The sequence below is a fragment of the Pseudarthrobacter sp. GA104 genome (genome assembly GCF_009741265.1).
Taxonomy (GTDB): domain Bacteria; phylum Actinomycetota; class Actinomycetes; order Actinomycetales; family Micrococcaceae; genus Arthrobacter.
Genome location: NZ_WOWL01000001.1, coordinates 4,119,467 through 4,144,795, shown reverse-complemented (window position 1 = coordinate 4,144,795; position 25,329 = coordinate 4,119,467). Strand labels below are relative to the sequence as shown.

General features: G+C 66.1%; 23 protein-coding genes. 14 read left to right on the top strand and 9 right to left on the bottom strand.

From position 1 onward, the window contains the following. Positions 1 to 57: 57 nt before the first annotated feature. The 4 genes from GK109_RS18980 to GK109_RS18965 form a co-directional block, all read right to left on the bottom strand. Positions 58 to 240 carry a hypothetical protein gene (locus GK109_RS18980; RefSeq protein WP_157242032.1) on the bottom strand — a complete coding sequence of 61 codons (183 nt, stop codon included), beginning with the start codon at positions 238 to 240 and terminating at the stop codon, positions 58 to 60. Between the two features lie 219 nt (positions 241 to 459). Then, positions 460 to 1,815 (bottom strand): phenylacetate--CoA ligase family protein, encoded by a 1,356-nt coding sequence (locus tag GK109_RS18975; RefSeq protein ID WP_157242031.1) that lies wholly within the window; start codon positions 1,813 to 1,815, stop codon positions 460 to 462. Positions 1,816 to 1,851: 36 nt separating this feature from the next. After that, entirely contained in the window at positions 1,852 to 2,109 is a 258-nt protein-coding gene (locus tag GK109_RS18970) for an SHOCT domain-containing protein (RefSeq protein WP_157242030.1), read from the bottom strand. A 124-nt stretch (positions 2,110 to 2,233) separates the two neighbouring features. Next, positions 2,234 to 2,665, bottom strand: a complete 432-nt coding sequence (locus GK109_RS18965; protein WP_157242029.1) for a hypothetical protein — start codon at positions 2,663 to 2,665, stop codon at positions 2,234 to 2,236. A 193-nt stretch (positions 2,666 to 2,858) separates the two neighbouring features. On the opposite strand from GK109_RS18965, the gene GK109_RS18960 reads away from it, so the two are divergent. The 6 genes from GK109_RS18960 (at position 2,859) to GK109_RS18935 (ending at position 10,273) form a co-directional block, all read left to right on the top strand. Beyond that, positions 2,859 to 3,725: a universal stress protein gene (locus GK109_RS18960; RefSeq protein WP_157242028.1), complete on the top strand. Its 867-nt coding sequence runs from the start codon at positions 2,859 to 2,861 to the stop codon at positions 3,723 to 3,725. Between the two features lie 67 nt (positions 3,726 to 3,792). Then, a complete protein-coding gene (locus GK109_RS18955) occupies positions 3,793 to 5,397 on the top strand; it encodes a DUF4389 domain-containing protein (protein WP_157242027.1) in 1,605 nt (534 codons plus the stop codon). 118 nt (positions 5,398 to 5,515) lie between these two features. Beyond that, the gene (locus GK109_RS18950; protein ID WP_157242026.1) at positions 5,516 to 5,854 is read left to right on the top strand and encodes a hypothetical protein; all 339 of its coding nucleotides are present in this window, start codon (positions 5,516 to 5,518) and stop codon (positions 5,852 to 5,854) included. A 117-nt stretch (positions 5,855 to 5,971) separates the two neighbouring features. Beyond that, positions 5,972 to 6,430, top strand: coding sequence for a universal stress protein (locus GK109_RS18945; RefSeq protein WP_157242025.1), 459 nt, complete (start codon positions 5,972 to 5,974; stop codon positions 6,428 to 6,430). A gap of 48 nt (positions 6,431 to 6,478) precedes the next feature. Continuing rightward, the gene (locus GK109_RS18940; RefSeq protein ID WP_157243146.1) at positions 6,479 to 7,459 is read left to right on the top strand and encodes a polysaccharide deacetylase family protein; all 981 of its coding nucleotides are present in this window, start codon (positions 6,479 to 6,481) and stop codon (positions 7,457 to 7,459) included. A gap of 18 nt (positions 7,460 to 7,477) precedes the next feature. Further along, a complete protein-coding gene (locus GK109_RS18935; RefSeq protein ID WP_197432501.1) occupies positions 7,478 to 10,273 on the top strand; it encodes an HAD-IC family P-type ATPase in 2,796 nt (931 codons plus the stop codon). Between the two features lie 41 nt (positions 10,274 to 10,314). Here GK109_RS18935 and GK109_RS18930 read toward each other — a convergent pair whose 3' ends face one another. After that, the gene (locus GK109_RS18930; protein WP_323057083.1) at positions 10,315 to 10,926 is read right to left on the bottom strand and encodes a hypothetical protein; all 612 of its coding nucleotides are present in this window, start codon (positions 10,924 to 10,926) and stop codon (positions 10,315 to 10,317) included. 137 nt (positions 10,927 to 11,063) lie between these two features. Between GK109_RS18930 and GK109_RS18925 the strand changes: the two genes are divergently transcribed. After that, positions 11,064 to 11,501 (top strand): VOC family protein, encoded by a 438-nt coding sequence (locus tag GK109_RS18925; protein ID WP_157242024.1) that lies wholly within the window; start codon positions 11,064 to 11,066, stop codon positions 11,499 to 11,501. 128 nt (positions 11,502 to 11,629) lie between these two features. Further along, the gene (locus tag GK109_RS18920) at positions 11,630 to 12,157 is read left to right on the top strand and encodes a hemerythrin domain-containing protein (protein WP_157242023.1); all 528 of its coding nucleotides are present in this window, start codon (positions 11,630 to 11,632) and stop codon (positions 12,155 to 12,157) included. 14 nt (positions 12,158 to 12,171) lie between these two features. Here the strand turns inward: GK109_RS18920 and GK109_RS18915 are convergent, their stop codons facing one another. Continuing rightward, complete coding sequence (locus GK109_RS18915) at positions 12,172 to 12,639, bottom strand: universal stress protein (protein ID WP_157242022.1); 468 nt, start codon at positions 12,637 to 12,639, stop codon at positions 12,172 to 12,174. 275 nt (positions 12,640 to 12,914) lie between these two features. Here GK109_RS18915 and GK109_RS18910 point away from each other — a divergent pair, with 275 nt between their 5' ends. Next, a complete protein-coding gene (locus GK109_RS18910; RefSeq protein WP_157242021.1) occupies positions 12,915 to 13,589 on the top strand; it encodes a response regulator transcription factor in 675 nt (224 codons plus the stop codon). A gap of 45 nt (positions 13,590 to 13,634) precedes the next feature. On the opposite strand, the gene GK109_RS18905 is transcribed toward GK109_RS18910, so the two are convergent. After that, positions 13,635 to 15,290 (bottom strand): GAF domain-containing sensor histidine kinase, encoded by a 1,656-nt coding sequence (locus GK109_RS18905; RefSeq protein WP_157243143.1) that lies wholly within the window; start codon positions 15,288 to 15,290, stop codon positions 13,635 to 13,637. Positions 15,291 to 15,568: 278 nt separating this feature from the next. On the opposite strand from GK109_RS18905, the gene GK109_RS18900 reads away from it, so the two are divergent. The 5 genes from GK109_RS18900 to GK109_RS18880 all read left to right on the top strand — a co-directional run bounded on the left by GK109_RS18900 (position 15,569) and on the right by GK109_RS18880 (position 21,053). Continuing rightward, on the top strand, positions 15,569 to 16,030 hold the full coding sequence (locus tag GK109_RS18900; protein WP_157242020.1) for a pyridoxamine 5'-phosphate oxidase family protein: 462 nt from the start codon (positions 15,569 to 15,571) through the stop codon (positions 16,028 to 16,030). Positions 16,031 to 16,076: 46 nt separating this feature from the next. After that, positions 16,077 to 16,949: a universal stress protein gene (locus tag GK109_RS18895; RefSeq protein ID WP_157242019.1), complete on the top strand. Its 873-nt coding sequence runs from the start codon at positions 16,077 to 16,079 to the stop codon at positions 16,947 to 16,949. Between the two features lie 27 nt (positions 16,950 to 16,976). After that, positions 16,977 to 19,445, top strand: a complete 2,469-nt coding sequence (locus GK109_RS18890) for an HAD-IC family P-type ATPase (RefSeq protein WP_157243142.1) — start codon at positions 16,977 to 16,979, stop codon at positions 19,443 to 19,445. Positions 19,446 to 19,513: 68 nt separating this feature from the next. Beyond that, the gene (locus GK109_RS18885) at positions 19,514 to 20,569 is read left to right on the top strand and encodes a zinc-dependent alcohol dehydrogenase family protein (RefSeq protein ID WP_370460700.1); all 1,056 of its coding nucleotides are present in this window, start codon (positions 19,514 to 19,516) and stop codon (positions 20,567 to 20,569) included. Between the two features lie 61 nt (positions 20,570 to 20,630). Further along, positions 20,631 to 21,053: an Hsp20/alpha crystallin family protein gene (locus GK109_RS18880; protein ID WP_157242018.1), complete on the top strand. Its 423-nt coding sequence runs from the start codon at positions 20,631 to 20,633 to the stop codon at positions 21,051 to 21,053. A 41-nt stretch (positions 21,054 to 21,094) separates the two neighbouring features. On the opposite strand, the gene GK109_RS18875 is transcribed toward GK109_RS18880, so the two are convergent. Together GK109_RS18875 and GK109_RS18870 are read right to left on the bottom strand one after the other, a co-directional pair. Continuing rightward, positions 21,095 to 22,120 carry a 6-phosphofructokinase gene (locus tag GK109_RS18875; protein WP_157242017.1) on the bottom strand — a complete coding sequence of 342 codons (1,026 nt, stop codon included), beginning with the start codon at positions 22,118 to 22,120 and terminating at the stop codon, positions 21,095 to 21,097. Beyond that, a complete protein-coding gene (locus GK109_RS18870; RefSeq protein ID WP_157242016.1) occupies positions 22,117 to 25,302 on the bottom strand; it encodes an HAD-IA family hydrolase in 3,186 nt (1,061 codons plus the stop codon). Before GK109_RS18870 ends, GK109_RS18875 begins: the two co-directional genes overlap by 4 nt. Positions 25,303 to 25,329 lie beyond the last annotated feature (27 nt).

Here is a 25,329-nt window from a genome sequence, read left to right as displayed (position 1 = left end):
GCCAAAAAGCAGGCTCCGGAGGAGTCCGGGACCTGCTTTTGTGGTTGCCGGGTCGGCTTAGCGCCGCCGGAGCATTCCCATGATTTTGCCGGTCACGCCACCGGTCCGGGCTCCTGCGGGGCCCGTCGTGCCAGGTGCCCGGCCCGTGGCATTCAGTCCGGTCCGGCGCGTTGTTCCGGCGGTCCCGGTCCTGCCGGAGAATCGTCCAGCGGCATTCCTGATCATGCTTCCCAAGTTCATGTGAAACTCCTTCAGTATTGATCCTGCCAACCGATATTCATCAGCCTGCTTATGATTTTAGCGTAGTTTGGCTGCAACTAGGGGAAGCAGCAGAAGTTCCCCCTGCATTTGGCCCGATAAGCGCAGGAGCCCCGATCCGTTCTGCTGGCTGGCCGACGTCCGGTAAGGGACACCATTGCCGAACATTTCACCGGAAGCGTCCAGGTCCGTTCCGACGGCTCACGGCCTGAGCCGGCGGACGAAGGGCGCCTTGCCCAACGGTGTCCGCTCCAGCTGGTCCACCACGGACACAGAGACCGGGGTTCGCGCGACGCCGGCTGCTGCGAGGGCTTCGGCCACCGAAGCCTGGATGCCTGCTGTTGTGCTTCCCGCCGTCAGTCCTGCAACGAGGACCCGCAGTCCCGTGGGTTCCTGGACCACCTGCCAGCCGGCGGCGGCTGCCTGGTCCAGGACGTGGTGGAACACGATGGGGTGGACGCTGACAAGGCCTGCCCTGCCTGGCAGCTCAAGCACGTCCTCCAACCTGCCTTCGATATCCTCCATGCGGATGAACGAGCGGCCACAGGGGCATCCGCGCTGCCCCAACGTCACGCTGTCCGACAGCTCATAGCGAATCAGCGGCAAAGTCCGCGAGAACAGGACGGTGACCAAAAGCTTCGCGCCCGTTGACCCGGGCGGTACCGGGACGCCCTCCTTGTCCACTGGTTCGACAATGAGCAGGTCCTCGTAGACATGCCGGTTCCGGTAGACGCACGGTGAAGCGATGCCGGCCGTCTCAGTGGCGGCGTAGACATCGAACGGTGCACTCCCCCAGGCCCTTTCCAATTCCCGGGCAGCGGGCGGGGTGAGCACCTCCGAGGCCGACATCACTGCCTGCGGCGAAATTTTCAGGCGCCCGGCCAGCTGTTCGGCCGCCAGGGGCAAAAGCGCGGAAGCGTAACCCACCAGGACCCGGGGCTGGAACCCGTTCAGCGCCGCCACTGTTTCATGCATGGGTGCGGTCACGTCCAGCCGGAGCGTGGGGACAAGCCCCGAACGCAGCGAAGCGCCAACCACGGCGGACTGGTGGGTGGGGACGCGCGAGCTTACCAGCGCCATTTTAAGCGGCCGGCCGAGGCCGGCCGCTATTCCAGCCCAGTCATTAGCGCGGGCATAGGAAGCCAGCACATGTGCCCATTCCGGCCGGCTCCACACGAAGGTTCCGCGTGGACCGGCGGTCCCGGCTGTCGCCGCAGCCCACCAGCGCCCCCTCCACGGCAAGCCGGGATCACCGTCCTCGGCGGCGAGGGTCCGGAGACGTTGTTCCAGGTCGGCCAGGCTCAGGTCGCGCGTAGTAAGGACCTCGTCGAAGTGGCCCATGAGGTCGGCCTTGGTCACGGGCGGCAACTGGGCAAGGGGAGCCCCGTAGAGCCCTGCATGGCGGCGCCGGTAGAACTCAGACCCGGCATAGGCGGCCGTCCGCAGTCTCTGCAGGGCACATTCCTGGTGGGCAGCAATCCGGACAGGGCTCCAGCGGTCCCGCCGCTTCAAGGCAGCCCGAAGAACGAGCACCCGGGCTATGAGCCGCACATCCATGCGATCCGGCCTTGGAAGAGCCGGCGCGGCGGCGCGTCAGGCCCCGCGGGCGCGGCGGAGGGCGGAGAGGCGGGCCGAGTATTCCGTCTCGTCTATTTCACCGCGGGCAAACCGCTCGGCCAGCAGTTGCTCCGCACTGCCGAGACTGTGGCCTCCGCCGTCCCTGCGGTTGCCGCCTGACATCGAGCGGGCAAAAACCACGATGGCGACGATGATTGCACCCCAAAAGAGGATGAAGCTCACCACCATCAGGATGTAGCCCCAGGCGCCCATGTTCCCGTCCCACCACATCATCCCTGCATCCTCACCTCGCGGAGCCCCGCCACTGCTCCCTGTTCGATGATCCATCCGGCCCGTGTGCGGTGCCAGAGTCTTTCGTCCCCAGGATGAATGGCCAGGTCAGGACAGCCGCGGCCCCTCAGCGCTCCAGATCGTCGGGTTCGAACTCACTGAGAGGGGAGCCGCCAAAGCTTTCCGTGTCGTCACTGCCCTCAGCCCCTGGTCCGTTCGGATTCCCGCCGAAATCCACATCGGCAACGGCCTCCTCCAAGGTGGGCGTTACGGGACCGTCCTGGGCTTCATCCGCTGCGTAACCTGCCTGGGCTGATCCTTCACGGAATGCCTGGTCGCTGATGAAGTCCTCTTCTTCCCCGGAGACCGCCTCGTCCTGGAGCAGCGGATCGTCCTGCCAGCGGTCCGGATTGTTTTCGGCCGCTCCCGGATAGCTGTCCGGTTCGCCCTTCACCGGGTCAAGTTCAAATGATGCAGCCGCGCCGGGGGTCTCATCAAGGAGCACGTCGTCATCCCGGACAACCTCAAGGCCGTCGTCAGGGAGGTTCTGTTCCGTCATGGTGATGCCTTTCTCTTGAACAGCCAATGTCTCTTGGACAGGCAAAGCGAACAATAGTAAGCATACTGATGAAATAGGGACGGCGCTAACTTCCCCCCGGCACGACTTGCCGTGACCTTTGGCCCTATATCTCCCGGGGGCACAGCGCCAGTCTTGAACTGGACCCGCCCGAGAAGAAACAGGAAGCCCGGCCATGACAACTCGCAAACCAATCGCAGTCGCCACCAACGACTCCCCCCAGAGCCAGGCTGCCGTGCTCTGGGCTGCCCGCCGGGCCGAACGTTCCGGCCTGCCACTGGTGATCCTCCACGTCGTGGACGACCGGTGGGCGGCTGATCCGTATCCGTGGATCGGCGTTCTCGAGGAGGCGGGCGACAAGCTCCTGCAGACTGCCGCCGGCCGTATCCGGGGGGCCTTCCCCATCAGCGTTACCACCCGGCTTCTTACCGGAAGCGTGGGAGGCTCGCTGGCGAAGTATTCCGGCAAGGCATCCATGGTGGTTGTGGGCTCAGGCACGGGCCACCTCGGCGGAACCCTTGCAGACCGGGCGCTGCAGGTTGCGGCTTCTTCAAAGGTTCCCGTTGCGGTGGTAGGTACACAGGAGCTTGAAGGCCGGTCCGGCGTGGTGGTGGGAGTCGACGGCTCCAGGGAGGCAACCCAGGCTGTGGCCTTCGCCGCAGCCGAGGCTGACCGTGAGGGGGACGACCTCACTGTGGTCTATGCCATCAACGCGCCCGACCGAGTTACGGATGCGGGCCTGCTGACCACCAGCCTGGCCGACCTTGTTACCGAGGAAGAACGCATCGTCCTGTCCGAAACAGTGGCCGGTCTCAACGAGGACTATCCGAGCCTGACGGTGCATCGCGTGCTGGAGACCGAAAGGGGACCGGTGGAATCGTTGGTTGATGCTGCCTCCGGGGCCAGGATGCTCGTGGTGGGCAGCCGCGGAAGGGGCGGAATCAAACGGCTTCTGCTCGGTTCCACAGCCTACGGCGTCCTCAAGCACCTGCCGTGCCCTACCGTGATCACCCGGATCCAGGCAATCAAGAACACACCCTAGGAAGCCCTGGCAGCTGCCCACTCCCCCGCACACACCTGTCCCATTCCCTACGTTCCGGGCCGGCACCATGAAAAAGACTGCTGCAGTAATCATGCTTATCCTCGGGATCCTGATCTCAATCGTCGGGGCCACCATCCTGGCCGGAGGTGCCGTGGCGTCCGTAGTGGGGACCGCCCAAGGCGACGGATACCTCACCACCCGCACGGAACGCCTCTCCGTTGGATCCCACGCCCTGACCTCGCCCAGGCTCGACGCGGTCGGCGGGGGCGTACCGCCCCGCCTTCCCTTCGACGTCGGTACGCTCAGGCTGCGCGCCTCTTCCCTGGACCCCGGCAAGGAGATCTTCGTGGGCGTCGCCCCGCAGGCCGACGTCGAGCGATATCTTTCGGGCGTGCATCACTCGGAGCTGATTAAAGTCGACAGCCGGCCCTTCCGGGCCGAATACCGCGACATCCCGGGCACCGGCACCCCCGCACCCCCGGGAGAGCAAACGTTCTGGAGCACCTCTGCCTCCGGGGCCGGCCAGCAGGATCTCACGTGGGACCTTGCCGCAGGCAATTGGGCGATAGTCATCATGAATGCCGATGCCAGCCCCGGGGTCAATGCCGAAGTGCAGGCCGGTTTCCGCTCCGACCTGATCCGGCCCGCGGCAACGGGGCTGCTGGTGGGAGGCGCCGTTGCGCTGGCAATCGGGATTCCGTTGCTGATCCTGGGAGCCGTCGGACTCGGCCGGCACACTGGGCCGCACTCCGGCGGGCCGGCCGCGCCACCACCCGGCTACGGACCGCCCCCCGGATACGCACCACCCCCCGGCTATGGACCGGCCCCCGGATATGCACCACCACCCGGATACGCAGGCGGAGCACCGGGAGCGGAAGGCACCCCAGGAGATCCCGGTTATCCGGGCTCACCGGGAACTCCGCCCCTGCAACAGCCCGGCCAAGGCGACCGGGCCGACCGCGCACCCTACCCGGCCCGGCTCTTCGGCGACCTTGACCCGGCCTTGTCGCGAGCAATGTGGCTGGTCAAGTGGTTCCTTGCCATCCCGCATTTCATCGTGCTGTTCTTCCTCTGGTTTGCGTTCGTCGTAACCACCATCGCGGCGTGGTTCGCCATCCTGTTCACCGGGCGCTATCCCCGGCCCCTGTTTGACTTCAACGTCGGCGTCCTGCGCTGGAACTGGCGAGTGGCTTTCTACGCCTACGCCGCTGCAGGAACGGACCTCTACCCGCCGTTCACCCTGGCACGCACCAACTATCCTGCCGATTTCGAGGTGGACTACCCGGAACGCCTCTCCCGGGGGCTGGTCCTGGTCAAGTCGTGGCTGCTTGCGATCCCGCACCTGCTCATCGTCGCAGCCTTCTCCGGCACCCCCTGGACCTGGCAGGCGGAGACCGATGATTTGGGAACCACCTACCAACGGAGCACAGGCCTGTCGCTGCTGGGCCTGCTGGTCCTGGTTGCAGTAGTGGCCCTGCTCTTCACCGGCCGCTACCAGCGCCCGCTGTTCGACCTGATACTCGGCATCAACCGATGGATCTACCGCGTCCTGGCCTATGCGGCCCTGATGCGGGACGAGTACCCTCCGTTCCGGCTGGACCAGGGCGCCCGTGAGGTACCGCCGCCCCCTGGCGGGACCGCCGTACCAGGAGCCACCCCGCCCCTTGAGTGAGGGCCTGCCTTGATGCTGCCGGAGCGTCCTGCCGACTGCCGGTCAGCCTCTATTACAGGCTGCAAGCCCGCCCTAAACTGGTTCTGCAATCAGCGGCTGCGGACAAGAGGAGAAGGCCATGGCGGTCATCGAGCAGGTGCGCGAAGGAATGCACGTCGTAGCGTCGGACGGGAAGAAAATCGGCAAGGTCGACGACCTGAAAATGGGTGATCCGGAGGCTGTGACCTCTGACGGCCAAACAGACCCTGAAACGGGAGGCCTCGTCAATACGGCGGTCGATGGGTTTGCCGCGACGTCCAGGTTGCCCCACCACACCGCAGAGAGGCTGCTGCGGATCGGCTATGTCAAAGTCGACAGGTCCGGCTTGTTGGCTGGTCATGCCTACTTCGCATCGGATGAGTTGGACCGGGTCGAGGGCGATACGCTGTGGCTGAAGGAGGGCCGGCACACCGACTAGCCTGGCCCTTCCCACCCCTCGGCACTGCCGCCTGCAGTGACTTTCGGCCCTACCTTTGCGGGAGCCCGCCGGGACACTATTGCCAGTGTGGCCGCACGCGCCGCATGAGGAGCTGAGATGAATACTTCCGGAGCGCCGTTCGCACGGATACTGGTGGGGGTCGACGGATCGGAGGCTTCCATTGAAGCCCTGCGGCAGGCCCAGCGGCTGGCGGTGCCCCTCGGGGCGAAGGTCCTGGCCAACGCCTACTGGGATTATCCGCAGGTCTACACAGGCTACGTGATGATGGGCATTGAGGGCTTCGAGGAACGCGCCGGGGAAATCCTGGCTGAGGCGGTCAAGACCGCCTTCGGTGACGAAACGCCGTCGAACGTCATTTCCACGCTGGTCCGCGGCCATCCCCGGGAATCACTGATCGAAGCCAGCCGCGACGCGGACATGGTCGTGGTGGGGAGGCGCGGCCACGGCGGCTTTGGCGGGCTGCTGCTTGGCTCAGTCAGTTCCGCCCTGGTGGCCCACGCCCATTGTCCCGTGCTGGTGGTCCACACACCGGAAACCCACACGGCCTCGTCCTAGGCAGGGCAGCTTGGGCCGGCGCACAGCAGGTACAGACCGTTGACAACAATGCGGCAGGGCGGACGACGGCGGGTGGCGGCCGTGGCGGCCGCCCTCGCCCTGCTGGCCCTCGCCATAGTCCTGGCCCTCTTGCTAAGGGCGCCGGGAGGCCCGCCGGCGGCAGGGCCGTCAGGCTCTGCGAGCCCCTCCGCAACCCCGGTGGCGTCAAGCCCCAGCCCCGATGCATCCAGCGCCGTTCCCTCGGCGTCGCAGCCTGCGGAAGCCTCGACAGAACCACCCGAGGCCGGCCAAAATCCCGTCCAGCCGCCGGTTACCGTACCTCCCGTCCCTGTTCCCCCGCCGTCGGAGCCCGTTGCCACCCCTGGCCCGGTTCCGCCCGCAGCTCCCTTTCCGGCCTCGCTCCGTGACCAGGACCTCACGGTCATCCCTCGCGCCGGGCAGGTCGTGGCGCTGACTTTCGACGCGGGAGCCAACGCTGCGGGGCTGCCGAAAATCCTCTCCACCCTGTCCGCAAAAGAGGTTGCCGCCACGTTCTTCCTGACCGGGAACTGGGCAGACACCAATCCCGGAGGGGTGGGGCAGATTGTTTCCGCGGGGCACCGGGTGGCCAACCACTCCATGACCCATCCTGGTTTCACCGGCCTCGACGGTACCGGGATTGCGCAGCAGGTGCGCGGAGCGGAACAGGCCATCCTGGCCGCCGGCGCCGACCCCACGCCGCTGTTCCGCTTTCCCTTCGGGGAACGCGATGCCCGGACCATTGCCGCTGTCAACGACCTGGGCTATGTTGCAGTCCGCTGGACTGTGGACACCCTGGGCTGGAAAGGCACCAGCGGCGGGATCAACACGCAGATCGTTGCCGACCGCACACTGGCGGGCCTGCAGCCGGGCGAAATTGTCCTGATGCACATCGGCTCCAATCCCAACGACGGCACTACCCTGGACGCCGATGCCCTGCCGCAGATCATCGACCGGATCAGCGCCGCGGGGTATGGCTTCGTCACCCTCGACGCGCTGCTGGCCCCGTAGGCAAGGAGGGCCAGACCCATGGCTAAGGCCCGGCAGGCAGGGCCTGGAGGCAGAAAATCCGGTCCGGCCGCGAACGGTATGCCTGATCCGGCCCACCACGGCCTTCCCCTGCACGAGGTGGTCCTCCTGCTTGGGACAGACCACGTGCGGGGCCTCGCTTCCGCGGAGGTGGCCCGCCGGCAGGAACAGTTCGGTGCCAATGTCCTGCCGCGCTCACGGGGTGCGGGAATTCTCCGGAAACTGGCGCGGCAGTTCAACAACCCGCTGGTTTACGTCCTGTTGGCCGCGGCCGCCGTCACTCTCGCCCTGGGCGAGTACCTGGACTCGGGCGTCATCCTCGCCGTCGTCCTGGTGAACACGGCGATCGGCTTCGTCCAGGAGGTGCGGGCAGAGGCTGCCCTGGATGCGCTGCATTCCCTCGTCCGCACCCGTGCCGTGGTCACAAGGGACGGGCAGAGGCGCGAGGTTCCCTCCGAGGAGCTGGTACCGGGGGACCTCGTGCTGCTCGAAGCCGGCGACAAAGTGCCGGCGGACCTCCGGCTGGTCAGGTTGTCCGGCCTGCGCGCGGATGAGTCAGCGCTGACGGGAGAATCCGACGCAGTCGCCAAGGACGAGGTGGTACTGCCCCCGACCACCCCCGTCGCGGACCGCCGGAACATGGTCTACAGCGGCACCCTGGTGACCGCGGGCAGCGGGGCAGGCGTCGTCGTCGCAATCGGCGGCGAGACGGAACTCGGCGAGATCCATCGGCTCATGGGTGCGGTGCAGCCGGTGGCTACACCGCTGACCCAGAAACTGTCACGCTTCAGCATGACGCTGACGGTGGCCATCCTTGCCCTGGCCGCCGTGGCTTTCCTTGCCGGCGTGGCACGCGGCCAGGAGCCCGCGCAGATGTTCACCGCTGCCGTCGCACTGGCTGTGGGGGCGATTCCTGAAGGCCTGCCGGCAGCGGTCACTGTAACCCTCGCCATCGGTGTCCGCCGCATGGCCCGGCGCCGCGCCGTGGTCCGGCGGTTGCCGGTGGTTGAGACGTTGGGCAGCACCACCGTTATCTGTTCGGACAAGACCGGCACCTTTACGGAAAACCAGATGACGGTGCGTGCGCTCTGGACACCGTCCGCAAGGTACGAGGTGACAGGTTCCGGTTACGGCCCGGAGGGGCAGGTCCTCCGTGCCGGGGCCGGCGTCCGGGCGGCCGGAACCGCCACGGACCGGACGACGGCGGCGGCGCAGGACGAGGGACTGTACTGGTCCCTTCTGGCGGGAGGCGCCTGCAATGACGCCAGGATCATCAGGGAGGGACAGCACTGGCAGGCCCGGGGGGACCCCACGGAGGCGGCCATGGTGGTGGCGGCAGGGAAGGGCGGCGTGGAGGCCGGGGAGTTCCTTTCCTCCCATCCGCGGACCGGCACGCTGCCGTTCGCCTCGGAGCACCAATACATGGCAACCCTCCACACCTCCGCCTTCCAGGACGGCAGGGGCACGGGGTCCGGCATTGTGCTGGTCAAGGGCGCGGTGGAACGCGTGCTGGAGCTGTGCGCGGGGCAGATGGATCACCAGGGCCGCACCACGCCGCTGGCCAGGCAGTCAGTACTCGATGAGGCCCACCGGTTCGCCGGCACCGGGCTGAGGGTGCTTGCCACGGCGATGATGCGCCTTCCTGCCGGCGGCGCCCTGGCCGAGTCAAGCCTGCACGGGCAGCTGACGCTGACGGGACTGCAGGCCATGTTCGATCCGCCGCGGGAGGCAGCGGCGGCATCGGTGCAGGCCTGCCACCAGGCGGGCGTGGCAGTGAAAATGATCACCGGAGACCACGTGGGAACAGCCGCCACCATTGCCAGGGCGGTGGGCCTGACCGCGGACCGGGCGGACGGGACGGCACTGACCGGAACTGAACTTGACGCGATACCCGCGGACGGACTGCCCGACGCCGTCGAGCGGGCAACGGTCTTCGCACGGGTGTCCCCCGAACAGAAGCTTCGCCTGATCGGCGCCCTGCAGTCCCGGGGAAACGTCGTCGCCATGACAGGCGATGGCGTCAACGACGCACCGGCCCTGAGGCAGGCGAACGTGGGCATAGCCATGGGGCGCTCTGGAACGGAAGTGGCCAAGGAGGCCTCGGACATCGTCCTCACCGACGACGACTTTGCCACCATTGAGGCTGCCGTTGAGGAAGGCCGGAACGTCTTCGACAACCTGACCAAGTTCATCGTCTGGACCTTGCCCACGAACATGGGGGAAGGCCTGGTGATCCTGGTGGCAATCCTGATCGGGGCAACGCTCCCCGTCCTGCCCACCCAGATTCTGTGGATCAACATGACCACCGCTGTGGCCCTGGGCCTGATGCTTGCCTTCGAGCCGAAGGAACCGGGCCTTATGTCCCGCCCGCCGCGGGCCCCCGGCCGACCGCTGCTGACCTGGACGCTTACCCTTCGGATCCTGCTGGTCTCCACCCTCCTCGTGGCAGGCACCTGGTGGATCTTCGAACTTGAGCTCGCTGGCGGCGCGTCCCTCGCGGAAGCCCGGACGGCGGCCGTCAACCTTTTTGTTGCGGTGGAACTGTTCTACCTGTTCAGCTGCCGTTCCCTCACCAGGTCGGTCTGGCGAATCGGCTTCTTCAGCAACCGCTGGGTCATCCTTGGCGTCCTGGTCCAGGCAGCCGGCCAACTGGCCATCACGTACCTGCCGCTGATGAACGAGCTTTTCCATACGGCCCCGATCACGGCGGAAGCCTGGCTGCGGATCCTGGGCATCGCACTGCTCGCGTCCCTGGTTGTGGCAGTGGAAAAGCGCTTCCGGCGCCGTGAGTTCTAGGGGCCGTTCAACGATGCGGCGAACGCCCGGCCCGCCGTGCCTTACGTCTTCGGCAGGAGCCGGACCATCACCAACCCGGTGACCGCGGCCATGGCCACCGCCATCAGGACGGCGGCCCCGGCTCCTATGGCGGCAACCAGCCACACATCCTGGCCGGGCTGCCACAGCGGCGTGGCCACCGCCATGAAGACGCCCAGTCCTGCCGTCCACGCGGCGGCGCTTCCTGCCACCCACCGCCAGGCCCGCGGAACGTGGTGCCGCAGCTCAAACCACTGCGCAAGGCCGATCGAAACCAGGATGACCACTGCCGCCACGGCTCCCGTAGCGGCCTGGGCGGGTGCGGGCCAGCCCTGCCAGCCTTCGTTGCTGAAGGTCAGCAGTGCCACGGTCCAGGCAACCACCGCCGCGGCGGCCGTCAGCAGGACCCACCGCAGAACCGATACGCCGGGCAGCGTTGTCCTGAGCACCCGCACCTGGAACCACCCCAGGACCGCTCCTTCAACGAGGCCGGCCAGCACCAGCAGCGGAACCGCCGCCGCGGGCCCCGGGGCAACCGGGACGGACTGGGCGAGTACGGGGGCAAGGAATCCCAGGCTCTCGCCGAGGCTCACCCAGCCCACCCAGCGGGCGAAGAAAGTGTTTCTGCGCGTCACAACGGGCCCCTTAGCCACCGGTCACAGTCCTCCTTCCGGTGTCTTCCCCAGAGTGGGACGGGCAGCCGCGGAACACCAGTGCCAAAGGCCCTGCGGTGGCACTGGAGCCGGTCTGTCCGCCTTGGTAGCTTCAATGCATGGCCATCAAACTTGAGAACGTCGGTATCGCGGTTCGCGACCTCGAAGCGGCCATCGCCTTTTTCACCGACCTCGGGCTGATACTCGTCGGCCGTGACACTGTCAGCGGCGGGTGGGCCGACACTGCCGTGGGGCTTGATGGCAACCATGCCAGGATTGCGCTGCTCCAGACCCCGGACGGCCGGGGTCAACTTGAGCTCTTCGAATACATCCACCCCGAAGCGATCGAGTCGGATCCGACCCGTCCAAACGACATCGGCATGCACCGTGTGGCCTTCTCGGTCGACGACATCGACAAAGCCCTCGAAACAGCTGCGAGGCACGGATGCCATCCGCTCCGCGGCGTGGCGACCTACGGCGATGCCTACAAACTCACGTACCTCCGCGGTCCCAGCGGAATCCTCCTGATGCTCGCCGAGAAACTGAAAAACGACTGACACCCTGACCGGGACCAATGGCTCTGCCTGCGGCCTGCGCCTGCTGCCCATAGTTAATGGCAGGCAAGCGTCGGTCCGTTACCAGCAGTCCGCAGCCAACAGCCGGCATATAAGTTAGGGAGAGAACCATGAACCACCCCAAGGACGCCGCCGCCGAGACCCAGGCGCTCCAGGCCGTCGAACAGCATCACGCGAAGATGCTCGGGCAGCTCAAGGGGCTGGTGGCCCTGCTGATGGAAGCGGTTGAGGCAGGCGACACGGAAGCCGAACGAACAGCACATGCAACGCTGTTGGACTGGTGCGACAACGAGCTTATTCCCCACGCCCTGGCAGAAGAGGGGCCCCTGTACAGTGGACCCCGCAACACCCCGGAGGGGCGGCTCCTGGTGGAGGGAATGCTGGCCGAGCACCGCGTCATCGTGGACCTGGTGGAGGAACTTCGCACGTCCAAGGGACTGTCCGCGGCAGTTGCCGGCGCTGCCATCCAGCGGATGTTTGCCATGCACCTGGAGAAGGAAAACCGCCTCCTGATGCCCTTCGTTGCCGGCTCCCCTGAGCTTTCCCTTGCCGCAGCGGTCAAGGGACTCCACGAATTGACCGGGGAAGGCAGCGGGCACCACGCGGAAACGCACGACGGCGGCGCGCACCAGCGGTGACCAGCCCGGCGTCCCTATTTTCCGCCGTCGGCTCCTCTCGCGCGGGCGCGTTCTTCGTCCGGGGCATGGACTACCAGGACAGGGCAATGGGCGTGGCTGACGCACGCAGAACTGACCGAGCCCGGCACAAAGCCGCTGTGCCCCCGCCGCCCAACGATGAGGAGCGAGGCGCTGCGGCTCCCCTCAACCAGGAGCTCGCCGGGTTTTCCACGCATCAGCCGGGTATGGACATATGACGGCCGCTCCGGGCCGAACGCAGCCGTGAGCGCCTGCTCCAGCGACTGCTCCGCAGCGTACTGAAAACCTTCAACACCCACTACCAGGTAGAGCCCGAAGCCGGCCGGAACATCCCAGCATGCCCAAGCCTCCACCGTTGCTTCGAGCGGCCCGGCCAGGGTTGCGGCCGTCCGGAGGGCGGAAACAGAGGCGTCGGAACCGTCCACGCCCACAATTATTTTGGGGTGCCGTTCGGGGGCATCCATGATGCGGGCTCCATTCTCTTTGGCCTGTTCCAAGACTGGAGAAGGTGCGGGCCTGCGGGATAGGGCCTAAAGTCACAGGGGGATGCCGGCCGGCAGCAGGACCGGCCGGCCCGGCACAGTCGCGGCCACAGGGTGCGTTGTATGATCACGACTCCAGACTTTGGTCCCTTCCTGCCGATCTGTGGGCAAGGAAGAATAGTCCTAGGCCCTTGGCAGGGCTGCCTCACACAGCAGTGAGTTTTGGTCCTTATGAAAATGGGAGCGGTTGGGTGCAAATGCATGAGTCAGGTCCGGAAGGGACTGCAGGTCTCCGCGGGCCCCTGCGCGTTTTTATCCTCGACGACCATGAACTCGTCAGGCAGGGACTGAAGGACCTGTTGGAGGGTGAGGGGTTTGTGGTGGTCGGCGAAAGCGGATCGGCGGCGGAAGCCACCCGGCGCATCCCGGCATTGCAGCCGGATATTGCGATCCTGGACGGTCGGCTTCCCGACGGCACCGGCATCGAGGTCTGCAGGGACGTGCGCTCGTTCGACCCCCGCCTGCACTGCCTGATCCTGACCAGCTACGACGACGAGCAGGCCATCCGCGGGGCTGTCCTGGCAGGCGCGTCCGGGTACATCCTCAAGCAGATCAGGAGTGACGACCTGCTTCAGGGCATCCGCAAGGCCGCCATGGGCGAATCGCTGTTCGAGCCCGGAGTCAAGGAGCGGATTATCGCCGGCCTTTCCAAAGCCCCCACAGACCCGCGGTTGGACGCGCTCAGTGCGCAGGAGAAGAAGGTACTGGCGCTGATCGGGCAAGGACTGACGAACCGCCAGATCGGTGAGGAACTTTTCCTGGCGGAGAAAACCGTGAAGAACTACGTTTCTTCCATCCTGGCGAAATTGGGGTTCGAAAGGCGGACCCAGGCAGCCGTCTATGTCACCCGGAATGCACAGGACGCCCAGTAACCCTGTGCACGGCGGTGTACAACATTCAGTCGTTTTCGGCGCAGATCATTGGCGGTGGACGGACCAGGTTATCCGGGTGCCTTCCCCCGGGGCGCTTTTAATAATGCAGGTGCCGCCCAGCAGCTCTGCGCGGTGCCGCATGTTCGCGAGGCCGCTGGCCTTGGCAGGCTCGCCAAAACCGCAGCCGTCGTCCGTGAGCACCAGTTCAACCTGTTTTTGGGTGACGGAAACGGTGACGCGGATTTCCTCGGCGCCCGAGTGCCTGGCCGCATTGCTCAGTCCTTCCGAGAGGACGGACAGCAGGTGGCCGGCGATATTCTCCCTGACAGCATCGTCCACGGGCCCGGCGAAGGCGACTTTCGGTGCCACGGCATAGCTCCGGGATGTCTCCTGCACCACCTTCAGGATGCGGCCCGTGAGCGGTTCACGCTCTTGCTCGCCCGTGCGGAGGGAGTAGATCGTGTCCCTCAACTTCCTGATGGTGTCGTCGAGCTCGGACGTGACGACCGCGATCCGCTCATGGGCGACAGGATCCAGGGTGTAGCGGCGGAGGCTCTGGATGCTCAACCCGGAAGCAAACAGCCTCTGGATAACGAGATCGTGCAGGTCACGGGCAATCCGCTCCCGGTCGGTGAACAGCAGGTTCTGTTCGCGCAAGGCATGGACGCGGGCCAGGTCAAGTGCCAGCCCGATCCTGCTGCCGAAAAGCGAACTGGACTCAATTTCGGCCTGGTTATAGGCAGCCGCGCCCACCGGACGCGCAAGCAGCAGCACGCCATTTTCACTGTTGCTGTGGCCCAGGGGGCACACCAGGACCGAACCCAGCTTTTCAACGACCTCGTCATCAAATACCAGGCGGGGGTCCCGCGCCACAAGCGACTCCCCTGTTTCAATGACCCGGGAGACCTCGTCCGACCCGGTAATTTCCTGCCCCGCCTGCAGGCCCTGCACCCCCAGGGATGCCCTGCATCTTAGGGCGCCGGCACCAGCGGGAACGGCAATCACGGCCAGCGCTGAATCCGACACCCTCAATGCGGTTTCGGCAACGAGATCGAGGTTGTCCTCAGTTTCGGGGTGCGGGGTCATGATCAGCCGGCTGCTCAGCTCCATGCCCGCCTCCAACCATTTCTGGCGCCGCTTGCTGTCTTCGAAAAGGCGGGCATTCTGGATGGCCACACCGGCAGCAGCAGCCAAAGCGACGGCGAGGTCCTCATCCTCCGGCGTGAAGTCCTGGCCGCCGTCCTTTTCCGTCAAGTAAAGATTCCCGAACACTTCGTCCCTCACGCGCACGGGTACGCCAAGGAAAGTCTTCATTGGCGGGTGGTTCCTGGGAAAACCGGACGCTATGGGGTGCTGGCCGAGGTCGTGCAGCCGCAGGGGCCGCGGCTCGCGGATCAACAGTCCCAGGACGCCATGCCCTGTCGGCAGGTCCCCGATGGACCCGATCGCGTCGTCGTTAATTCCCACAGTGATGAAATGGCTAAGGCTGCGGTCCTCGGCAATGACCCCCAGCGCACCGTACCTGGCGCCGACAAGTTCGCAGGCCGACCGCACCAGTCGGTCCAGCACGGCTTCCAGGCTCAGATCCTCGGCCAGGGCCACCACGGAAGCCAGGAGGCCGTTCATCCGTTCCTGGGTCTGCAGCAATTCGTCCGCACGGGCAACAAAATCCCGCAGGAGGTCTTCTGCCCTTTCCTTCATAGGAGAGCGCCACGGCTCAGTACTCACGTCCGACCTCCTGTGACAGTTACCCGCGACGCTGCGGGCCCAGCAGCACTTCAATCGTCCGGGCCGGTTTGCTCCCCCGGAAAGGTCACCTTTGCCTGAGCACGAAGGCATACCTTGGGGCCAGTTTAGAAGAAAAAGTCAAGGCCTGAAATGCCCTAATTGAAACGCTTAGCAATGCCCGCAGACTGCCACGAAATGCTGCGGGACCTTCTTCCCTAGCCGGGTGGGATTCCCCGCCTTAGGCTACGGCCATGGATACAGCTGCGACAGAACCGGAAGCCGAAAGCCTGGGCGTACATGATTGCTGGAGATACCTTCGGTCCACCTCCCTTTGCCGAATGGCCTTCACCCGTGGCAACACGGTGGAAATCTTCCCGGTGAACTACGTGCCCAGCAACGGAACACTGCTGATCCGGACGGGAGAAGGCACGAAATTGGATGCAGTGGCGGAACGCAGGGTGGTGGCGCTGGAGGCCGACGGCCTGAACCAGTACGGCACCATCGCCTGGAGCGTCGTGGTGAAGGGCCACGCTGTGGTCGTTACCGACGCCGAGGAATTCCAGGACGCCGCCGACGCGGGGCTCTCGCCCTGGCAGGCGGGACCAAAGAACAGCCTTATCCGCGTTACACCCGAGGAGATCACCGGGCGGCGATTCGTGATCGCCCCGCCTACCCGGTGGTGGGCCCCGCAGGAGCCGGGCGACAGGGCCTGAGGCACATCTTCACCGCCGCACTGAGAGAACCAAGGAAGGTAAACCCATGGACGCAAGCAAGCCCATCGCCGTCGGCATCATCGACTCCTCCCCCTCGAACGCCGCCCTGCTGTGGGCGGCCGCCCGTGCCCGCCGGCTCAGGCTGCCGCTGGCCATCCTTCATGTCCTGGATGACCGCTGGATGGCAGGCGAGGCGCTCGATGCGCTCCCCTATATCGACGCCCTGCGGAACTCCGCGCTCGGCATGCTGAAGGAGGCCGGGGAACGCGTCCGCGCAGCAGAACCTGACCTTCAGGTAACAACCGAACTGCTGGAAGGAAGCGTCGGGGGATCCCTTGGCGACTATTCAACGAAAGCATCCATGCTGGTCCTGGGCAGCAGCGGCCACTCTCGCGCTGCACTGACGGACCGGGCGCTCCAGGCGGCTGCCCACGCAGAATGTCCGGTGGCGGTCATCGGCGCAGGCCACGGCGGCGGGCAAGGCGTCGTGGTGGGCGTGGACGGATCAAGGGAGTCCACCCAAGCCGTGGCCTTCGCGGCATCCGAGGCTGACGCACTGGGCGAAGAACTTACCGTCATCTACGCCTTCACCGGCCCCAACCGCTGGATCAAGGCAGGGCTGCCGTCCAGCAGTTTCGCGGAGCACGTGATGCAAGAGGAACAGATCGTCCTGTCAGAGACCGTGGCGGGGCTCCGCCAGGACTACCCCGGCCTCGTGGTGCACGGAGTCCTCGAAACCGTCCTGGAACCTGCCGACGCCCTGGTCCAGGCAGCTGCCAACGCACGGATGCTGGTTCTGGGCAGCCGGGGCAGGGGCGGCTTTGGAAGGCTGCTCCTCGGATCGACGGCGCACGGCGTCCTCACCCAGCCACCCTGCCCCACTGTGATCACACGGCTGAAGAAGACCCGGCATGAGTAATGACGGACGGAACCTGCTGACGGCGTGATGTATGAAGCCGGGGAAAGCCTCGAACACCACCCGTCCTCAAGCATGCCCGGGGGCCGGCGGTGGCACGATGGCCTCACCTCGGCTGATGTCCTGGAACGCACCAGTGCCGGACGCATCAACCGCGTCCCGGGAACAACAAGCCGCAGCCTCTGGGAAATCGTCCGGGCGAATGTCCTGACCCTTTTCAACGGCATCGTGGCGGGGTGCTTCATCCTGCTGTTGGTGCTGGACCAGTGGCGGGACGCGCTCTTTGGCTTTTCGGCCCTTGGTAACTCACTGATCGGAATCGTCCAGGAATACCGCGCGAAGAAATCCCTTGACCGGTTAGCCATTCTCCACGCGGCGGAGAGCAAGGTTGTGCGGGACGGCAGGCCCCAACGGATCCCTGCGGACGCCCTGGTTCAGGACGACATCGTCCTGCTCAGCGCCGGGGAACAGGTCAGCGCGGACCTGCGCCTCCTGGACGGAGGGTACGTGGAGGTGGACGAGTCCTTCCTGACCGGAGAATCCGAACCCGTGTCCAAGGCTCCCGGAGCGGTGCTCCTGTCCGGGTCGCTGATCATGGCGGGCAGTGGCCGGGCAGCGGTGTTCCGGGCAGGACCGGACACGTTCGCCTACAAACTTACGGCTGAGGCCAAGCGGTTCTCCCTGGTCACGTCCGAGATCCGCTCGGGCCTGGACAAAGTCCTCCGCGTCATTACGTGGCTGCTCCTGCCCACCGCAGCACTCGTGGCCAACGCCCAGATCCAGAATGCCGGCGGCTGGGAGGACGCCCTCAGTTCCGGGCGCTGGATACCCGGGACCTTGGGCCTGGTGGCCAGCATCATCTCCATGATTCCGCTCGGCCTGGTCCTGCTCACCAGCGTTGCGTTTGCCGTGGGCGGGGTCCGGCTTGCCGGCCACATGGTCCTGGTGCAGGAGCTGGCGGCCGTTGAGGTCCTGGCGAGGGTCGACGTCCTGTGCCTGGACAAGACGGGCACCCTGTCCTCCGGTTCCATCAAATTCGACGACGTGCACGACGCCGGCACACCGCCGGCGGAGGGGTGGCGGAGGGCCCTGGAGTGGTTCGGCGCAAACGAGGAAGCCAGCACGACGACCAAGTCCATCGGCGCCGCTTTTCCGGCGGGCGACCTCCTGCCGGCAGCCGCGTCCGTGCCGTTCACTTCCGCCCGGAAATGGAGCGCAGTGACGTTCCCGCCCGGGTCCGGGGCTCCCGGAACCTGGGTGTTGGGAGCTCCTGACGCTGTCCTTGCGGGATCCTCCCGGCGTGCCGGGGCCCACCGGCTCGCCGCGGCACTGGCCTCCACCGGGCTGCGGACCCTGGCACTCGCCCACATGCCGGGCTCCCTGCCCGGTTCCGTGCCCGAATGGGGCGAAAGCGGCCGGCTGCCCCCCGAACTTGTTCCGGTGGTGCTGTTGACCTTCCGTGAGGACATCCGGAAGGACGCACACAAGACCCTCGCATACTTCCGGCAGCAGGGGGTCGCCGTGAAGATCATCTCCGGGGACGATCCGCGCACCGTTGCCGTCCTGGCGCGCGAAGTGGGGTTTGGACAGGGTGCGGCCTATGACGCGCGAAACCTGCCCGCCGACCCCGTCCTGCTGGAAAAGACCATGGAGGACCACCACGTGTTCGGCAGCGTCACCCCTGCCCAGAAGCGGGACATGGTCCAGGCCCTGAAGCGGCGCGGGCACACGGTGGCAATGACCGGAGACGGCGTCAATGATGTGCTTGCGCTGAAGGATGCGGACCTGGGCATCGCCATGGACACGGCATCACCGGCCACCAAGGCCGTGGCACGGCTTGTCCTTTTGGACGGGCGCTTCGACAGGTTGCCCGCGGTCGTGGCGGAGGGCCGCCGCGCCATCAGCAACATCGAGCGGGTCTCCATGGTGTTCCTCAGCAAGACCGTGTACATAACGCTGACCTCGTTGGCTTTCGCCCTGCTGCTGCTGCCCTTCCCGTTCCTTCCGCGCCAGCTTTCCGTACTGGACGGACTGACCATCGGCCTGCCCGCATTCTTCCTGGCCCTCCAGCCCAGTGCACAGCGCTATGCACCTGGTTTCCTGAAACGCTCCCTGGTCTTCTCGGTACCGGCCGGTATGTGCGCCGCACTGTGCGTGCTGGCGGTCGCCGCCTACGCGCGGCTGGGCGGCCAGCACGGCGCCGGGGCGGTCCAGTCTGCCACCATCATCAGCCTCGCCCTGATCGCGGCATGGATCCTGGTGATGGCATCCCGGCCGTTGAACTGGATCAAAACCCTCATTTTGGCCGGCATGTACGGCGGCCTGGTCCTCTTGTTCACCGTCCCTCCGGTCAAGGATTTCTTCAGGCTCGACTGGCCGCCCCCGGACCTGCTGGCGGCCTCCGTCATAGTGGCCGTGGCAGGAAGCCTGGCTATCGAAGGAATCGGCCGTTTTCAACGGCGCCTGACCGGCGGCCAAGGAATGGCTGGCGGAAAATGACTTTCGGCTCTGGCCGGGCTGCGCCGGCCGTGCCACAGTGATAAGCCGGATGGCACGAGGAGGAATCGGTGCTCGCTTGGTGGGTGGGCCGCCCCGGCCCCGTCTCTACCCGTCCCCTGACCATGGGGATCCGCGAAAACCCCAGGCCCGGGGCCAACGAACTCCTGGTTGACGTGAGCGTGTGCGGTGTCTGCCGCACGGACCTGCATCTCGCCGAAGGGGACCTCCCGCCCCGCCGTCCCCGTGTTGTGCCAGGGCACGAGGCAGTGGGCGTGGTAGCCGGGACCGGGCCGGGCAATTCCCCGTTCGCACCGGGTGACAGGGTAGGCATCGCCTGGCTTGGCGGGGTCTGCGGTACCTGCGCCTACTGCCGCCGCGGGGACGAAAACCTGTGCACGGCACCCGTCTTCACCGGGTGGGACAAGGACGGCGGCTACGCCCAGCAGCTCACTGTCGCCCAGGACTTTGCCTACCCTATCCCTGAGGTGTTCACCGATGAAGAGGCAGCACCCCTGCTGTGCTCGGGCATCATCGGCTACCGCGCGCTGAAGCGGGCCCGCGTGCCGGCCGGGGGCCGCCTTGGCATCTACGGTTTCGGCAGTTCCGCCCACCTGACCGCGCAGCTGGCGATGCACCAGGGGGCGTCCGTCTACGTCATGACCCGCTCGGCGAAGGCCCGTGCCCTTGCCCGGGATCTCGGCGCAGAGTACGTCGGCGGCGCCTACGACGATCCACCTGTGCCGCTAGATTCCGCCATCCTCTTTGCTCCTGTGGGGGACCTCGTGCCGGTGGCGCTCCGGGCCCTCGATCGTGGCGGAACGCTGGCGATTGCGGGCATCTACCTCAGCGACATACCTGCCCTGAACTACCATGACCATCTGTTCTACGAGCGTCAAGTGTGCAGCGTTACCGCCAACACGCGGGCGGACGGACTGGAGTTCCTGGCGCTCGCAGCCGAAATTCCGCTGGCACCGGCCACCACCGTCTACCCGTTTGATGCAGCCGCTACCGCGCTGGACGATCTCGCCGGGGACAGGATCACCGGTTCCGCCGTGCTCCGGGTTCGCCCGGAAACACCTGCAGGCCAGGGTGGGACCTTGGACTCTGGAACCTTCACCGCGTAAAGCGGATGGTGGTAGTGCCGGGCAACCAGCTGTCCCGGACCAGTATGAGCAGGAGGCAATAATGACTGAGCTGATGAAGTGGTTCGAGTCGCGCCGCTCCCCCATGGACCTGATCGAAAGACTGTTCGAAGGCGAGACGGGGACGGCCGCCATCCGGGTAGAGGAGATGGTGGACGGCAACACCTTGGTGGTGCGGGCGGAGCTGCCCGGCATCGACCCGGACAAGGACGTTGACGTGACAGTGACCGACGGCGTGCTGTCCATCAAGGCCGAGCGGCAGGAAAAGAAGGAACACAAGGACAAGGACAGTTACCGGTCCGAATTCCGTTACGGTTCCTTTGTCCGGCGGCTCCCGCTGCCCAGCGGCGTCCAGCAGGGCGACGTCACCGCGTCCTACAAGGACGGCGTCCTGGAAGTCCGTGCTCCCCTGCCGGACCAGGGCCAGGGACCGGCGGCCTCGAAAATCCCGATTAGCAGGGGTTGACGGCTGGTGCCTGGTACTGCCGGGGCCAGGCACCACTCCGGTCAGCCGAACAGGACTGCTGCCTCCCGGTACCGCTCCTCGGGTACCACCTTCAAAGTTCCAAGGGCGAGCTCCAGGCCCACGGTGACAACGTCGGTTCCCCGCAGGGACACCATGGTCCCCCAACTCCCGTTCGCTGCCGCTTCCACGGCGGCCATCCCGAGCCTCGTGGCAAGCACGCGGTCGTAGGCCGTCGGTTCACCGCCCCGCTGGATATGGCCCAGGACGGTGGCCCGCGTTTCAATGCCGGTCAGCTCCTGCAACTGCTGTTCCAGCAGGCGGCCGATGCCGCCAAGCCGGGGCCGCCCGAAAGTATCAAGGCCCCGGGGCGCATAGGGTGCTTCCTGTCCCTCCAGCGCAAACGCCTCCGCCACCACCACCAGGGGTGCTCTTCCGCGGTCCCGTGCCGACATGACCCAGGCCGAGACCTGCTCCAAGGACACGGGATGCTCGGGAAGCAGGATGGCGTGGGCGCCTGATGCCATTCCCGCGTGGAGCGCAATCCAGCCGGCGTTGCGGCCCATGACCTCCGCGATCATGCACCGGTGGTGGGATTCCCCGGTGGTCCGCAGCCTGTCGATGGCTTCCGTTGCCGTTTGCACTGCTGAATCGAAACCGAAGGTGTAGTCGGTTGCACCGAGATCGTTATCGATCGTTTTGGGTACACCCACCACGTTGATGCCCTGGTCGGACAGGGCTTTTGCCGCCGCCAGCGTTCCTTCACCGCCAATGGCGATAAGGCCGTCCAGGCCGTTGCGCCGGAGGCTTTCCCTTACCGCGTCAGTGCCGCCGTCCTTGAGCGGATTGGTGCGGGAGGTTCCCAGGATGGTTCCGCCAAGCCGGGAAAGTCCCCGGACACTGGACCGGGGCAAGGGAACAACGTCCTGCTCCAGGACTCCCCGCCAGCCATCGCGGAAGCCCAGGAATCCGAATCCGTGGGCAACATCGCCCCCCAGCACGGCTCCCCGGATCACGGCGTTCACCCCCGGGCAGTCACCGCCGCTGGTCAGGATTCCGAGTTGCTTCATGATGCGGCCGATCCCTGCGCCTTCGCCGGCAGGCGGAAACTCCTGGCCAGCCCGGCCGGGAGGGCTGTGTCCCTCCCGTTCACATGCAGCGTGATGGGGGCCGCGTCTCCTGGTGCGGAGGCAATGTGCAGGCGCCCGTCCTTAAGTTCAATCTTGAGGTGATGTCCTCGGTAGCGGACTTCAAAGGCCACAGCCCGCAGCCCGGTGGGCAGGTTGGGCGCGAACACAATGGTGTCGCCGCTGAGCCGCAGCCCGGCGAAACTGCGTTGGATGACGTCGATGGTCCCGGCCATGGCGCCCAAATGGATTCCGGCCCGGGTTGTGCCATGCTGCGTGTCGTCGAGGTCGGCGTCGAGGGCTTCCCGGAAACTGTCCCATGCGCGGTCCGCGTCCACCGCGGCCAGCACGGATGCATGCGCCACCCGGCTCAGCGTGGATCCATGGGCAGTCCGGGCGAGGTAATACTCAATGGTCCGGTTCAGCTGGTCCGCGGTGCAGGCGTATCCGAGTTCGGAAAGAAGGCTGATGAGCCCTTCCTGGCCCAGCAGGTAGGGCAGCATCAGGACATCGGCCTGCTTGGCGAGTTTGTAGCGGTTGGTACCGTCCCCCTCAGCCTCCAGGATCAGGTCCAGCCGCTCGATGCTGTCATAGGCCTCCCGGTAGCGTTCCCAATCGAGTTCCTCCAGCTCTTCGTAACCGGCGAACTGGCCGATGATGCCGTCGGAGTGGAAGGGAACGAAAAATGCCTTGCCCACCTGCTCCCAGCCGGCAACTTCCTCATCCGTAATGCCGAGGCGGTCCATCAGCCCGCCCAATTCGTTGCCCTGCACAATGGAGACAAGCTCAGCGGCCCGGAGGCATGCCCAGGCAGCCATCACGTTGGTGTAGGCGTTGTCATCAAGTCCCGGATCGGCGCTGCCCGGATATCCCGTGTGGTACTCATCCGGCCCCACGACGCCGCGGAGGTGGTAACGGCCGGTGTCCTGGCTGCGCTCCGCCCGGGACGAGAAGAACCGGGCAACGTCGATGACCAGTTCAGCGCCCCGCCGGAGGAGCCAGGCTTTGTCATTGGTGGCCTGGTAGTACTGCCAGGCGTTGAAGGCCACGGCCAGGCCAGCGTGCAACTGCATGTGCGAATTGTCTTTGACCCACCGCCCGGACCTGTCGTTATAGAGCCATTTGGGCGTCTCCTCCGTCCCGTCACTGCCGCTCTGCCACGGAAACTTCGCACCGGAGAACCCCAGGACGGAGGCCGCGTGGCGGGCCGCGGGAAGCCTCCGCCAGCGGTAGTCGATGAGGGACCGGGCAAGATCGGGCGTCCTCGACGTCAGGAGGGGCAGCACAAACAGCTCGTCCCAGAAGACGTGGCCCCGGTAACCCTCGCCATGGAGACCGCGGGCAGTGACTCCCGCATCCAGCTCGGCCGTATGGCGGGTCAGGGTCTGCAGCACGTGGAAGATGTGCAGGTTGAGGACCAGGCGCACCTGGACGGGCGCGTCGATATCCACCCGGAACGGGTCCAGTTCACGCCGCCAGGCCTCCTGGTGGGCAGACAGGAGGGCTTCGAAATCGTCACCGCACCGCTCCAGTACGGCCCGCGCAGCCGACGCCGGGGAGGAAATCGCGCGGTCACGGGAGGTCACTACGGCCACGGCCTTGCTGATCCTGGACGGTGCCCCGTCGACGAGCGGAACCTCGAACGTCCGGAAGTGAAAGGCACCCTTCCTGCCGGGATGTCCGCCGCCCGCCGCCCCGGATACCAGCGTACGGAACGCGGCAGCAATCCGGACCAGGCTTTGCGTCGTTTCAGCTTCGACGACCGAAATGTCTTCCGGATTGGATTGCTCGACGCCGCTTCCGGCCTTGGTCCGGTCCACCAGGTGGATCCCGGGAACGGACCCCTTGCCGGGAGTGTTCATATTCCTGACACCGGCGTTGACGCCGCTGCGGACTTCCACAACACCGTTCCAGCCCAGCGGGGTGACTTTCATGTCCAGGGCAAGGAGGTGGGGCTCGGCCATGGACGCGAAACGCGTCTGGACAACTTCCAGGCGCCGCTTGTCAGCGGCTTCCAGCAGCAGCCGCCGCTCCAGGACGGCGCGCTGGAGATCCAGGGTGCGGCGCTCGCGGAGGACTGTCATTCCACCCGTCGACCACCACTGTCCGGGCGACAGCCGAAGGTCGACCGGAAGGCAGTCAGGGGCATTGACCATGTGCTCTTCCACGAGCACTTCGCCGGCCGCCTCGGAGGCCACCCGGTTGTAGACGCCCGCGAGGTACATGCCCGGGTACCGGAAGCTTCCGCCCTCCGGCGCCGCTCCCCGCACGCCAAAGTAGCCATTGCCAAGGGTGGTAAGCGCTTCGCGGTGCCCCTCGTGGCCGGCGTCGAAGCCCTCATAGATCAGTTGCCAGGGATCACCCACAACGAGGCCCAGGTCCAGTTCGCCAACGTCGTTGAGGACAGAGCGCGCCCCGGCGGCTTCGAGTTCCCGCCGGCTGCCGTTGCGGTCGATTCCCACCACCAGCCCGAATCCGCCCCGGTGCGCCGCCAGTACCCCCGCGACCGAGTCCTCAATGACCACCGCGTGGGACGGCGATACCCCCAGGCGGAACGCGGCGGCCAGGAAGACGTCAGGGGCGGGCTTCCCGCGGAGTCCCAGGTTTGCTGCGGCGGTCCCGTCCAGGATGACGTTGAAATAGCCCGGAATGCCGGCCGCGTCCAGGACGGAGGAGGCATTGCGGCTGGACGTGACCACACCGGTGGGAACACCGGCGTCGGAAAGTCTTTGCAGCAGCTGCATTGTCCCCGGATAGCTCTGGACGCCGTCCTCCCTCAGGTGCTCGAGGAACAGTCGGTTCTTAAGGGCGCCCAGCCCAAAAGCCGTCCAGGTGCCCGGCTCATCCCGGTCAGATCCCCGGTCGACTTTCACTCCCCTGGAGGCAAGGAACTTCAGCACGCCTTCTTCCCGGGGAAGGCCGTCAATGTAGTTGCGGTAGTCGGCTTTGGTGAGGGGGGACCGGTCCGCGGTGGCGGGTATCCGGGGATCCTGCAGGATCTGTTCGAAGGCCTCTTTCCAGGCGGCCTGATGCACCAGCGCCGTGTTGGTGACCACCCCGTCCAGGTCGAAGATAACGGCGTCAAAGGGCGGCTTGGCGGCAGCAGCAGTGGGCGACGCGGTCATATGACAGGGATACCAGCAGGCCGTCCG